13 protein-coding genes are annotated in these 13709 nt (G+C 41.8%); 4 read left to right on the top strand and 9 right to left on the bottom strand.

All coding sequences use genetic code 11. The features are described from left to right. The first annotated feature begins 349 nt into the window (after positions 1–349). From dnaK to FMM05_RS11745, 3 genes are all read left to right on the top strand, one after another. Positions 350–2242 (top strand): molecular chaperone DnaK, encoded by a 1893-nt coding sequence (gene dnaK, locus FMM05_RS11750; protein ID WP_143373577.1) that lies wholly within the window; start codon positions 350–352, stop codon positions 2240–2242. A 234-nt stretch (positions 2243–2476) separates the two neighbouring features. Next, complete coding sequence (locus FMM05_RS20995; protein ID WP_185965575.1) at positions 2477–2641, top strand: hypothetical protein; 165 nt, start codon at positions 2477–2479, stop codon at positions 2639–2641. Positions 2642–2832: 191 nt separating this feature from the next. Continuing rightward, positions 2833–3408 (top strand): T9SS type A sorting domain-containing protein, encoded by a 576-nt coding sequence (locus FMM05_RS11745; RefSeq protein WP_185965574.1) that lies wholly within the window; start codon positions 2833–2835, stop codon positions 3406–3408. A gap of 69 nt (positions 3409–3477) precedes the next feature. Here the strand turns inward: FMM05_RS11745 and FMM05_RS11740 are convergent, their stop codons facing one another. The 7 genes from FMM05_RS11740 to FMM05_RS11710 form a co-directional block, all read right to left on the bottom strand. Beyond that, on the bottom strand, positions 3478–4728 hold the full coding sequence (locus FMM05_RS11740) for a glycoside hydrolase family 5 protein (protein WP_143373575.1): 1251 nt from the start codon (positions 4726–4728) through the stop codon (positions 3478–3480). 65 nt (positions 4729–4793) lie between these two features. Further along, entirely contained in the window at positions 4794–5483 is a 690-nt protein-coding gene (locus FMM05_RS11735) for a carboxypeptidase-like regulatory domain-containing protein (RefSeq protein ID WP_143373574.1), read from the bottom strand. Positions 5484–5502: 19 nt separating this feature from the next. Further along, the gene (locus FMM05_RS11730; RefSeq protein ID WP_143373573.1) at positions 5503–6354 is read right to left on the bottom strand and encodes an alpha/beta hydrolase; all 852 of its coding nucleotides are present in this window, start codon (positions 6352–6354) and stop codon (positions 5503–5505) included. 86 nt (positions 6355–6440) lie between these two features. Beyond that, a complete protein-coding gene (locus tag FMM05_RS11725; protein WP_143373572.1) occupies positions 6441–7202 on the bottom strand; it encodes a C40 family peptidase in 762 nt (253 codons plus the stop codon). A gap of 168 nt (positions 7203–7370) precedes the next feature. Next, the gene (locus tag FMM05_RS11720; RefSeq protein ID WP_143373571.1) at positions 7371–8549 is read right to left on the bottom strand and encodes an acetyl-CoA C-acyltransferase; all 1179 of its coding nucleotides are present in this window, start codon (positions 8547–8549) and stop codon (positions 7371–7373) included. Between the two features lie 219 nt (positions 8550–8768). Beyond that, the gene (locus FMM05_RS11715; RefSeq protein ID WP_143373570.1) at positions 8769–9188 is read right to left on the bottom strand and encodes an OsmC family protein; all 420 of its coding nucleotides are present in this window, start codon (positions 9186–9188) and stop codon (positions 8769–8771) included. Positions 9189–9329: 141 nt separating this feature from the next. Beyond that, positions 9330–10358 (bottom strand): alpha/beta hydrolase, encoded by a 1029-nt coding sequence (locus tag FMM05_RS11710; protein ID WP_143373569.1) that lies wholly within the window; start codon positions 10356–10358, stop codon positions 9330–9332. A gap of 144 nt (positions 10359–10502) precedes the next feature. On the opposite strand from FMM05_RS11710, the gene FMM05_RS11705 reads away from it, so the two are divergent. Next, entirely contained in the window at positions 10503–11477 is a 975-nt protein-coding gene (locus tag FMM05_RS11705; protein ID WP_143373568.1) for a hydrogen peroxide-inducible genes activator, read from the top strand. Between the two features lie 2 nt (positions 11478–11479). Here the strand turns inward: FMM05_RS11705 and FMM05_RS11700 are convergent, their stop codons facing one another. Then, a complete protein-coding gene (locus tag FMM05_RS11700) occupies positions 11480–12436 on the bottom strand; it encodes an alpha/beta hydrolase (RefSeq protein WP_235894402.1) in 957 nt (318 codons plus the stop codon). Between the two features lie 95 nt (positions 12437–12531). Next, a complete protein-coding gene (gene lpxD / locus FMM05_RS11695) occupies positions 12532–13524 on the bottom strand; it encodes a UDP-3-O-(3-hydroxymyristoyl)glucosamine N-acyltransferase (protein ID WP_143373567.1) in 993 nt (330 codons plus the stop codon). Positions 13525–13709 lie beyond the last annotated feature (185 nt).

The following is a 13709-nucleotide window of genomic DNA, read 5'->3' as shown; positions in this document are numbered from 1 at the left end:
TCATCGTCAAATACCCCATTTATTTGATTAGACATATACTACCGTGTAGAAATGTTTGTGTTTTTTGACAAAAATATTAAAAAATCTCAAAATCAATTATAAATTGCCATATATGTGTGGTATTTATTGTCATTCTTTATAATATATTTATAAAATAATTATTTATTTAATATTCAAATTAAAATTAAGATAATTTACAACCCTTCAAACTATTTGTTCAACTAAATAAAATGTCATGTTGTCATATTTATATGCCATTTTTTATGCTGCCATTTATTGGCACAATAGTTGACTACTACCTGACAAGGTTAAGAATTGTAATTAAAAATATAAACAAATTTATAACAAGATGAGTAAAATAATCGGAATTGACTTAGGTACAACTAACTCTTGTGTTGCCGTAATGGAAGGTAACGAACCGGTAGTTATCCCTAATGCTGAAGGAAAAAGAACTACTCCGTCAGTAATTGCCTTTGTTGACGGCGGAGAAATCAAAGTTGGTGACCCGGCTAAAAGACAGGCAGTGACCAATCCTACAAAAACCATCGCTTCTATTAAGCGTTTTATGGGTAACAAGTTTACCGAAAGTGCTAAAGAAGCAGGCAATGTGCCTTACAGTGTAGTAAAGGGAGACAACGATACACCACGTGTAGATATTGATGGCCGCCTTTACACTCCACAGGAGTTATCTGCAATGACATTGCAAAAAATGAAAAAAACTGCCGAGGATTATCTTGGTTACGCAGTTACAGAAGCGGTTATTACTGTACCGGCTTACTTTAACGATGCACAGCGCCAGGCTACTAAAGAAGCCGGAGAAATTGCTGGCCTTAAAGTTAGAAGGATCATTAACGAGCCTACTGCTGCTGCTCTTGCTTACGGTTTGGATAAAGCCGGTAAAGACCAAAAAATTGCTGTTTACGATTTAGGTGGTGGTACTTTTGATATCTCTATCCTTGAACTTGGCGATGGCGTCTTCGAAGTACTTTCTACTAACGGTGATACACACCTTGGTGGTGATGACTTTGACCAGGTTATTATTGACTGGTTAGCTAACGAGTTTAACAGCGAAGAAGGTTTAGACCTTCGTAAAGACCCAATGGCTTTACAGCGTTTAAAAGAAGCTGCAGAGAAAGCTAAAGTTGAGTTATCTTCTTCTACCCAGACTGAGATTAACCTTCCTTACGTTACTGCTACTGCAAGCGGACCAAAGCACTTAGTTAAAACACTTACAAGGGCTAAATTTGAGCAATTGGCAGATGAACTTGTAAAACGTTCTATGCAGCCGGTAGCTAAAGCATTAAAAGATGCAGGCCTTTCTATATCAGATATTGATGAGGTTATACTTGTAGGTGGTTCTACACGTATACCAAGAATACAGGAAGAAGTAGAGAAATTTTTTGGCAAAAAACCATCTAAAGGTGTTAACCCGGATGAGGTTGTTGCAATTGGTGCTGCTATACAAGGTGGTGTTCTTACAGGGGAAGTTAAAGACGTATTGTTATTAGACGTTACTCCGCTTTCTCTTGGTATCGAAACTATGGGTGGCGTTATGACTAAATTAATCGAGTCTAACACAACTATACCAACTAAAAAATCTCAGGTATTCTCTACGGCTTCAGATAACCAGCCATCAGTAGAAATACACGTTATACAAGGTGAGAGGCCAATGGCTACAGATAACAAAAGTATCGGCCGTTTCCACTTAGATGGTATCCCACCTGCACAAAGAGGTATCCCTCAAATCGAGGTTACTTTTGATATTGATGCTAACGGTATCATTAAAGTATCGGCTACAGATAAAGGCACAGGTAAATCACACGATATCCGTATCGAGGCTTCTTCAGGCTTAACGCAGGAAGAGATCGACAGGATGCGTAAAGAAGCTGAGGCTAATGCTGATGCTGATAAAGCTACCCGTGAGCGTGTTGAGAAATTAAACGAAGCTGATGCCATGATCTTCCAAACTGAGAAGCAATTGGCAGAGTTTGGTGATAAATTGTCAGACGGTAATAAAAACACCATTGGCATGGCATTAACTGAGCTTAAAATGGCTTATGAATCTAAAGATGTTGCTACTATAGAGCCTGCGCTTGCTAAAATAAACGAGGCCTGGAAAAATGCATCTGAAGAAATGTACAAACAAGGCGGAGACGCACAAGGCGCACCACAGGGACAACCTGAAAATGCACAACCTGAAGGCGACAACGTACAGGATGTAGATTTTGAAGAAGTTAAATAATCTGTTAGACTTACAGATAATAGATTTTAGATAATAGAGAACGCCCCACAATTGTGGGGCGTTTTTGTTGTCTATAGTAATTACATCTTGTAAGATTTAACCTTTTAAGAAGACATTTAAGGTATAATAGCAAAATGTAGCGGTAAACATTGTTTTTATGTCGGTAAACGCACTTTTTTGAGCTTTTGAAGTAGTGCCGTTCATGGTATTTTTGAAATTATCAAAATTTTTATCATGAAAAAACAACTGTTTTTAGGTGCATTACTACTTGGTGCATTTTTTACTTCGCCGGCACAAACCCTTTCTCTTTTGAGGAAGATGAGGACTTTACAACAGGAACAATTAGCGGGCAAAACAGCTGGAGCCTTTATGGCGATACCCCGGAAGAAAATGTATTAGTTTCTACTGAGTGGGCTTCTGCAGGCAACCAGTCGCTTAAGCTTCAAACTTCACAAAACTATTTTGAAGACGGTACAGAATATGGTATCGTTAGCCCATTATTATCTTCTGTAATTACAGCTTCGTCTTATGAGATATCCCAGGATGTAAGCACCGATCTACTTGATGCTTCAACAGGCTCTAACATGTATATGTATTCCTATTATTATGATGCAGATGCAGCAACTTATACTATAGTATCTGTTGTATATTTTAATTATGATGGTGTAATATACACCTATGATTATGCAAATTCTGAATCGGTTGAAATTGGCTCTTTTACAGATAATGAAACCTATACCATCACTACCCGTTTTAACGAATCCGGTACTATTGCGTATTACATTAACGGCGAGCTTGCAACTACTATAGAGGCCGCAAATGGCACTACAGCTAACCTTTTGGTTTATACCATAGATGATTGGGATTCATCTTATTTTATAGATAACGTGGCTTATAACGGTACATTAGGTGTTAAAACATCGCTTATGTCATCTTTATCGGTATATCCTAACCCGGCTAAAGATGTTGTTACCATTGCAAACAGTGATAGCGCCCTTATAAACAGCGTACAGGTAGCTGATATTAATGGGCGAGTGGTTAAAACTGCTAATTTTAGTGGTCTTGCCAACGTACAGGTTAACGTAGCCGATCTTGCAAATGGTGTTTATATGATGACTGTAGCGTCAGATAAAGGTACATCTACACAAAAGATTGTTAAAAACTAAATAGAGTTTTTATTTATAGAAAATGCCCTGCATTGCAGGGCATTTTGTTTTTTAAAACAAAAGAAAAATCTACTCAACCTTTAGTCCTAATCCATCTATATATCCCTTATTCTGGAAACAGTTCTTGTATAAACTATTTTCTAAAAACTGGTTAAGTGCTTTTTGAACCTTAACCCTGTCCGGCATATTTTTACGAACGTTCTCAAAAGAACTGCGGTCGCTATCGGCATACTTGGTAATCAGCGGGTAATCTTCCGGTTGTTTAAAGTTCATGATACCGCGCAGGTTGTCCATTTTTTTGTATGGCCAATATGCCCAGTTAATCTGGTTCTTATCCAGCAGGATGGTAAATTCTTTAATCCACTCATCGGTATTTTCGCCGGTTTCGCCAATGTAAATAGGCACATTATGCTTATCCCTAAAGTCAACATACTTTTGTATCGCTTCCTGGTTAATATCAAACCAGTATTTGTGGAATTCATACACAATATTATCGTCCAGGATTTTTTCAAACACCCCAAAATCACCCGCCCAAACCGATCCGTTCAGATATATCGAATGCTTCTTGTCAACCTTCCTTATATCCGCTACAACACGCTCATAAACCATAAATAGGCGGTGGTTGTAGTCTTTAATATCATTAGTAAAATAATGCGCGAAAGGCTCGTTAACCACGTCATAGCCTATTACTATCGGTTCGTTCTTATAGCGTTCAGCAATTTTCATCCAAATCTCACTTAACTGATCCTGACTCGTTTTGCTAAAGTATAGCCACGGGTAACCCATGCTGTCATCTATATTATCGCCCGTTTGGCCTCCGGGTGCGCAGTGCATGTCTAACAATACGTACACATTTTCCTGCCGGCACCAGTCGATTACCCTGTCAAAATACTCGAAGCCGGAGTTGCGTTTGCCCATATACACATCATTAGTAAACATTTTGTAATGAAACGGCAGGCGAAGGTGGTTAGAGCCAATACGTTTTAGGTACTTAATGTCATCATGCGTAACATAGCTGTTAAGATAACGATTCCAAAATGCGGCGAGGCTGTCCGGGCCTATCATTTCATGTAACAGCTCATCAATTTTGGTAGGAGAGCTAACCTTACCGGTTTTAAACATGTAGCCTTCGGGCACCAGCCAATTGCCCAGGTTAGTACCTTTAAGAGTGATGGGATTACCATTAGGCTCAATAATTTGTGAGCCTTTTGTTTTTACTACCACTGCTTTATTGTTACCGGCGGAGGAGTTGTAGGTTTTACATGAAGTAAAAAAAGAAGTAACTGCAAAAAACAGCAGTAATTTTAAATTGTTTCTCATTTGTAATGCAAATTTTATGGATGTTATGGAAAATTTGCGCTAAAGATAAGAAATGTATGATACTTTTACCGGAATATATTATCAATGGAATGGAATATACGCCCGAAGAATGTGCGTTTTACTGTTAAACCTCCAAAATACGAATTTGAAAAGTCATAACCAGAATTGTCATACATGATTATTTTGTATTTATTACTATCGGTTACAACAGTTTCGTGTGTCTTCAAAATTAATTGTTCAAATACTAATGTATCGCCTGTTTTTGCTACTAAACTAAAGACTCCATCAAAATCTGTTTGAGTACTCTTTTTAGAAATCTTATCCGTAACCGTGACACCCGGTACAGGTAACTCATACTCATCTACAACGGTGCCTTTTATACTTCTTAATTCGGGTAAAGATAGTTTTAGGTCATCAGTTTTGTTATCAGTTTGTTCAGTGACAGCAACCGTTTGCGCGGATAAAGTATGGTTACCTACCGTAAGTAAAGTGACTACAGCAGCGCTTGCCGCGACCCATAATTTATTTTTCTCTTTTGGGATAACAAGGTCGCGCTCCAGTTGCGACAGACTAAACCGCCCGCATAGGGTATCGCTCTCGCGGATTGCTACTGCTATCTGCCTGTCCGATGCCTTAGTGAAATCAACTACATTCTTTTGGCAGGATGCACAAAACCGACCCTTATCGGTAGGCGACATGGCCTCCCAGTTTTCATGGCAGGGCGTGGGAATGGATAATTGTACTTTGCCGGGCATAAGCCAAATATAATAAATTTTAGAAGTGATTTTGCAGGAATGCCTCAATCTTAGCGTAAACTTCTACATATGTGGCGGTATCCCAATCGGCGTGGCCGCCATCGGCATAAAAGTTGAATTCGTTATACACACCCGCGGCATCCAGCCTGGCTTTTAAGCGCGGACCCTGGGATGCCGGGACTAATGGGTCAACCCCGCCGTAAAACGAAAGTGTAGGCGCTGAATTGCTGTTAATGTACTCTGCGGGGCTTACCTCGGCAATTTGTGCAATGGTAGGTGTTTGCGTACCCACCAGTGCCTGCGAAGCAAAGCTGTATAATGGGTGCGATAGGTATTCGGGATCGGTAAAATCAGCGGGGCCTACAATGTCTACAATAGCTTTTACATCGTGGTCGGTATCATATTTATAGCTGTACAGCATGGCCAGATGGGCGCCGGCGCTGGCTCCTAAAAAGGCATAATCATCTGAGATTACGTAGCCGCCATTCTCTAAATGGTCTAAAACCAGTTTTATATCGTCAATCTGTTTAGGATAAGCAGCGCTTGTTTCGGTTGCAAGCCTGTAGTTAATGTTGACAATACCAAAGTCAGGGAACTGTGCCCTAACGATAGCAACGGCATCAGTAAAATCGTCTTTATCGCCTTCTATCCACGCGCCGCCGTGTATCATTACTAAAACCTTTGTATCGTTATCACGGCCTGCGGGAAGGTAAATATCTAACGTTTGTTCAGGGTCAGATCCATAACTCACATCAGTAAGCGACAGGGCTACGTTGCTGTCGTATCTTGGCTCAACGGTATCGTTACTATCATCGGATGAGCATGAAGCTAAAAAACTTAAAAACAATAAAAATATCAGGGGCTTTTTCATAGTAGTAGAATTGTAGTAGGAATGACTTATTGTAACGCAAAATAGGCAATTTATATATAATAAATGCAGGCTTTAACCTGCATTTATTATATTATCTTCTTAATTACCCGTAGTTTATGGCTGTGGCGTTTGGTATCTACATTGTAAATACCAAGGTGGTCCAAACGGTCTATACGCACTTTACCGTGTGCATGGATGATGTAGTTATCCTCCATAATAATACCTACGTGAATGATGCGGCCTTCCTCATTATCAAAAAATGCAAGGTCGCCGGGTTCGCTCTCTTCAATAAAGCTAAGCGCTTCGCCCTGTGTAGCCTGCTGCGATGCATCGCGTAGCATGGCGTAACCGTTAAGCTTGTATACCATTTGTACAAAACCGGAGCAATCCAGCCCGAAGGGCGTTTTACCACCCCATAAATACGGCGAATTAAGGTACATAAAGGCAGTATCTATAAGCTGTTGCTTACTTGTTACACCCGAAGCTTTAAGGCCTTCAAAAGCGAAATTTTCGGTATTAAGGGCAGGGTCGCCTAAAAACGTAATGGCCGACCCGATAGGTATGGGCAGCAACTGGTTATCGTTACCTGTAACATATTCAATTAAATCGGCGTTAAGCACAGGCGCTGCTGCCTGGAGTTTGTTGTAGTCGCTTTCGCTTATGGTTCGAAACTGTTTATTGTCTATCCAGCCGTTATAGCCGTCAAACCCCATTTCTATACGCGACCATTTTGGCGTTTCTTCTAAAATCTTAAAATGCTCCCCAAACAAAACCTGCGATGTCATTTCGCTGCGGTCGCTGGCTTCGCCACGTAGTGGGACAATAGCAAGATTACAAATACCAAACATCCTTTAATTGAATATTTTAATTGATTATTTTCTATTTAAGGCATGCGTAAAAAAGTAACGCTCCTTCAGTACACCACAAATATAGCAGTTAATTCTGAAGAAGCGTTATATGTAAAAAGTGTTTTCCGCGGAGTTTATTAACCCTCAGGAAAATATGAATTAAAAAATTTATGCCCTCTCTAAAACAATAGCCGAAGCACCGCCACCGCCATTACAAATAGCCGCTGCACCAATTTTGGCATTGTTTTGCTCAAGCACGTTAATAAGCGTAACAATAATACGGGCACCGCTGCAACCCAGTGGGTGGCCAAGCGATACCGCACCGCCATTAACGTTAACTTTTTCCGGGTTAAGGCCCAATATTTGGGTATTGGCAATACCTACTACAGAGAACGCCTCGTTAAACTCAAAAAAGTCGACATCCTCTTTGCTGATCCCTGCCTTATCAAGCGCTTTAGGCAACGCGATAGATGGGGTAGTGGTAAAGCGTTTAGGCTCCTGCTCGGCATCTGCATAACCTTTAATGTAGGCAAGTGGTTTAAGGCCAAGCTCATTCGCTTTTTCCTCGCTCATTAATACAAGTGCCGCAGCACCATCGTTAATGGTAGATGCATTGGCAGCCGTAACCGTACCGTCTTTAGTAAAGGCAGGGTTAAGTGCAGGTATCTTGTCTATCTTAACGTTAGTGTATTCTTCATCTTTGGTCACCATTATTGGGTCACCTTTACGCTGTGGTACCGCAACAGGTACAACCTCGTTATCAAACTTACCGGCGTTCCACGCAGTGGCAGAACGCTCGTAAGACTGTATGGCAAACGCATCCTGGTCTTCGCGGCTCACATTATATTCGGTAGCACAGGCATCGGCAAAAACACCCATAGCATTGTTATCATAAGCATCGCTTAGGCCATCTTTTTGCATGCTGTCGGCTAAATTAGTACCGCCAAATTTAGTGCCCACCCTCATTTGTACAAGGTGTGGTGCAAGGCTCATATTTTCCATCCCACCTGCTATAACAATTTCGGCATCGCCGCACTGTATAGCCTGTGCAGCCTGCATAACGGCTTTCATACCGCTGGCACACACTTTATTAACGGTAGTTGCAATAACATTTTCGGGTAGTCCGGCAAGTCGGGCAGCCTGTCTTGCAGGTGCCTGGCCCACACCGGCCTGTATAACGTTGCCCATTAAGACCTCGTTTACCAGTTCCGGCTTAAGGTTTATTTTTTCTAAAGCCCCTTTAATAGCGGCTGCTCCAAGCTGTGGTGCCGTAACGGTAGAAAGCGCTCCCATAAAACTGCCAATAGGGGTGCGTACCGCCGATACGATTACTACTTTTTTATTCATGGCCAATAATTTCTTTATATATTGTTTATGTTGCGAATTTAATGATTTTTTATACAGATAAAAATAATATGTGTAAAAAAAGTATGGTATAAACTTTGTTTGTTGAGAAATGATAAAAAATCAGTTATTTTCCAGTTGCGGTACACAAATCGTTATCGCTATTTAAATAAGAACCCCACTCATTGCGAGCGGGGTTCTTATTTATAGTAACTTCAGTAATTATACTAAAGTAGCAGATAGCGTAATCTCTGCTGCTTTAAGCAGTTTAGATACCGGGCAGATTTCTTTTGCTTTTGCTGCTGTGTCCTGAAAATCCTGTTCTGATATTCCGGGTACGCTGGCTTCTAACTTAAGGTGTATCTTGGTAATGGTGCCGTCTTCAAACGTAACCTGAGCCTCTGTGTTAAGGTCTTCCGGCGTAAAGCCCAGTTCGCTTAGTAAAAAGCTTAGCTGCATGGTAAAACATCCTGAGTGTGCAGCTGCAATAAGCTCTTCCGGGTTAGTACCAACGCCATCGGCAAAACGGGTTTTAAATGATAATTGTGCTTTATTTAGAGTGGTGCTTTGAGTAGAAATAGTTCCTGCTCCTTCCATTCCTGTACCTTTCCAGTTTGCGTTTGCGGTTCTTGTAAATTTCATGATAATGTGTTTTTAAAGTTTATAATTATTGTTGTTTGGATGCGGGCCTTTGCGGCTGTTGTCCTGTAAAGTTATTGATTTTTAAAATGCGGGAGTTAATTAAAAGTTATATTGTGTAGCCTTTTTCCCGCTATAGGATAATTATTTTAGTTTTTCTGCAAGGGCTGCGGTAGCCTGTTTAATGGCGGCGCGGGGTGCAGGGGTGTTTGTAATAGGGTTTAGCATTACAAAATCGTGTATGGTGCCTATGTAGCGGGTGGCAGTAACTTTTACACCGGCAGCATTTAGTTTTTTGGCATATGCTTCGCCTTCGTCGCGTAGTACGTCGTTCTCTCCTGTAATAACAAGCGCTTCAGGAAGGCCTTTAAACTGCTCTATACTGGCTCGTAGGGGTGAGGCGGTAATCTGGTTGCGGTCGGCCACATTAGGGGCATACTGGTTCCAAAACCACACCATGGCATTAAGGGTTAAAAAGTGCCCGTTGGCAAATTGCTGGTAAGATGCGGTATCAAAACTGGCATCGGTTACAGGGTAAAAAAGCAGCTGAAAGTCAATCTGCGGACCCTTGCGCTCTTTTGCCATAAGCGTTACAGCAATGGCCATGTTACCGCCTACACTATCGCCGCCTACAGCAAGTTTAGTAGTGTTAAGACCTATAGATGCGCCGTTTTCTTTTATCCATTTGGTAGCGGCATAGGCTTCTTCGTTAGCTTGTGGGTAGCGGGCCTCCGGGGTTGGGGTGTAGTTTACAAACACTACAGCTACGTTAGCGCCCACTGCCAGTTCGCGTACCAGTCTATCGTGGGTAAAGGCGTTGCCTAATATCCATCCGCCGCCGTGAAAATAAACTACTGCGGGTAATTTTTCTTTACTGCCTTTTGGTTTTACAATGCGGATGGATACTTTACGGCCATCCTGTGTTATTGTCCTCTCATCAATATCTACCGGTAGTAGTTTATAATCGCCGGTTTGGGCGTTGACTAAAACCTTACGGGCATCATCTATAGAAAGTTCGTAAAGTTGTTTGCCGGAACCGTCGCCATGTACTGCTTTTAAAAATTCGCGGGTATCTTTTTCTACGCTGTAGTTTCCTGAAAGGGCAGGATCTATCTGGGCTGATGCAAAGCCTACACTTAGTAAGGCTGCTGCTGATAGGATTAAATTTTTCATGATAAATAATTTTAAATGTTGTTGATTTGTTTTTCTTATTTTGGATCAGTGTTGTTATGCTGATTTTGATAAGACAAATTTATGGCAGGTATTCGTGTCAATCAAATTAATAATTTTTTACCTTTATAAAATAATTTTATAACCATGACCATACAGCAATTACGATATATAGTAGCCTTAGACCATCACCGCCATTTTGCCCGCGCCGCCGAGGAATGTGTGGTAACCCAGCCGGGGCTTACCATACAGCTAAAAAATTTAGAGGAAGAGATAGGCATTAAAATATTCGACCGCACCAAAGTTCCCCTTAAGCCTACTGCCGCCGGGGAGGAGATTATAGAGCGCGCCAAAAAGGTGCTGAGGGAAGCCGACGCCATACGTGATTTTGTGGTTGATAAAAAAAACGACCTGGAGGGCGAGGTAACGCTTGGGGTTATCTCTACATTGTCGCCTTACCTTATGCCGCTGTTTATTAAAGCTATGAAGGATGCTGCGCCCAAAATGCATTTTACCATAAAAGAAATGAATACCGGCCAGCTGATGAATGATGTAGAAACCGGCGCTATAGATATTGCCCTGATGGCTACCCCAACAGGCAACGCTAACCTTAAAGAGCACGTGGTTTTTCAGGAGCCGTTTGTGGCTTATTTGCATGAATCGCACCCTATGGCAGGCATGGAGCTGTATGAAATGAACCCGCACGACAGGCCGGAACTGCTGCTCCTGCAACACGAATACTGCTACAATGCCCAGTTGTTGGATATTTGCAGCATACAGGAACCCGGCACCCGGTGGGAACAGTTTAGTTATGACATAAGCTCTATAGAAACGCTTAAAAACCTGGTAAGGGCGGGGCTGGGGTTTGCCATTGTGCCGCAGCTATCGGTGCTTAACGAAAACTCTGGAAGCCTGTACAAGCAATTTAAGGAGCCTAAGCCGGTAAGGGAAATTAGCCTTGTGGTATCCGACCATTTTTCGCGTAAGCTGCTGCTCGAAAAAATGAACGAAGCAATATGGAACTGCCTGCCCGATGCCATTAAACAAAACAAAGGCTACAAAAAGATACGATGGAACGATTCTCCGTATTTTATCAAGTCGGTAAGTGCTTTGAAAGGCTGAGTTTATTTGGATAGAAATCCTGAAACATCGTTAACCCAGGCGTCATGGTATTTAATCAGGTAATTTTCATGCCCTGCCAGTGGGTAGGTTGTAAGCTGTTTAGGCCCTTGAAAATTAGTGAAGATAGCATCGATTTCGCTACGGCTTACCCTGCCGTCTTTTTCGCCATAAAGCAACAGGGCAGGGCAGTGCACGGTTTTAGCATAGTCGACAGGATTATGGCTAAATGCCCAGAAACCGTTCTCTGTTCCGCCCCAAAACATCAGCAGCCCCGCCATAGGGAAAGCCGGTGCGCCCACGGCATTAAAACGTGCGCAAACCGTTTGGTACATGGTGCCAAAAGGACATTCTAAAATGATACTGTTTGGTTTAATACCATAATCATCTATAGCTTTGAGTACTGCCACTGCCCCCATAGAAGTGCCAAAAAGAACAATATTCTTTTCGCCCTGCTGTTGCAGGTATTCAAAACAGGTTTTAACCTGCTCCGCTTCATAAAAGCCTATTGTAGTCTGGTTACCTTCAGAGTTGCCGGAGCCCATAAAATCAACCAAAAGCGTGTTGTAGCCCATTTTAATAAATTCGTCCGATCTATCTATCATGCCGCTTTTGTTGCCGCCATACCCATGAAAAATAACAACGGTACCTTTTGCATTGGGCGATTTAATGCTCCAGCATTCTATTTTTTTATTGCTTTGCAGAATAAGGGTCTGGTAGGGCTGTGTGGGCTTTTCTTTATTTACCGGCTGCGGATTATTAATACCGAACAACAGCATTTTAAGTTTTTGGGCAGTGGTTAGATCAACCGGTTTGCGAATTTGCGTACTGGTCTCGCTGCTAAAATGCGTGAATTTATAGGCGTGGAATAGGGCTATTACATTCATCAGTAAAAAAATAACGGCAAGCATTTTTATAAAACGCCTTAGTATTTTCCTTGTTGATGGTAATTTTTTACGCATGCCACGAATATAGCAAGATTGAAGGTATTGGCAATGCCCAAAAACAACAAACCCCACCAAAGGGCAGGGTTAAGAAGTATATAAAACAAAAAGTATTAACTGTTAGCAGCAAGCCTTTTTAAAGTGGCCCACTGTTTAAGGGTAGTACGCGCTTCGGCAGCAGGGTAGCCCAGATAGGTTTTACCCGCCGGAATATCGCCCACAACGCCGCTTCCTGCACCTACGGTAACACCGTCGCCCAGGGTGGCATGATCTTTAATAGAGGCACTTCCGCCAATGATAACGCCATTTCCTAACGTAACAGATCCTGCAAGGCCGCTGTTGCCGGCCATAATGCAAAACTTGCCCATTACGCTATTGTGGCCTATCTGTACAAGGTTATCTATCTTACAGCCATCACCAATAATGGTAGAGCTAAATTTACCACGGTCTACACACGAGTTAGCCCCGATCTCTACCCAGTTGCCAATAATTACATTGCCAATTTGCGGAATTTTAGCCAGTCCGCGCTCAGGGCATGGCCTAAAGCCAAAACCATCGGCGCCAATAGTGGCATTAGGGTGCAGTATGCAGTGGTTACCAATGTGGCAATTTTCGCGTATTACGGCGCCGCTCCAAACGGTGCTATTTTTACCCACGGTACTGTTATCTAATATAGTAACGTTAGGGTATATGGTTACATTTTCGCCTAACTCTACATTAGGGCCTATGTAGCAACCGGCTCCTATACGGGCTCCTGCGCCAATAATTGCAGTAGGGTGAACCGATGCATTAGGGTGAATATCAGTATCAAACTGTGGGTGCAATGGCGCAAACAATTCCAATATCTGAGACATGGCAAGGTCGGCATTATTAACCTTTATAAACGCCCTGTTTAGTCCGGGTTCAATAGAAATATCGTGGTTAACAACAGCTACAGAGGCCTTAGAGCCAGCCCAAAGCTTTTCGTATTTTTTGTTACCAATAAAGGTAATCTGGTCGTTGCCTGCAAGTTCTATTTGTTCCGGAGAAGAAACAGTATGCGAGGTATCGCCCACCATATTGCCTTTAAGCAGGGTACTGATTTCGGATGCTGAATACGATTTCATAAGTTGTAATTTAAGTTGTTACGGCCAGAGGTAGCAATGCTTAAGATGTAGGGCTTAGTGTAGTGATACCGCCTGGCCTAAAAATTAATTGATTGTTTTGGTGTAGGTAAAATATGTTAATAAAACGCTAAAGAATGGAATTTATTTCAAAAACCCTTCATTTTTGTTGTTAACTTTTTAAAAAA

The organism is Flavobacterium zepuense, assembly GCF_007097145.1.
GTDB classification, from domain to species: Bacteria; Bacteroidota; Bacteroidia; order Flavobacteriales; family Flavobacteriaceae; genus Flavobacterium; species Flavobacterium zepuense.
The sequence above is the reverse complement of the archived record's forward strand: the minus strand, read 5'-3'. Positions and strand labels throughout refer to the sequence as shown.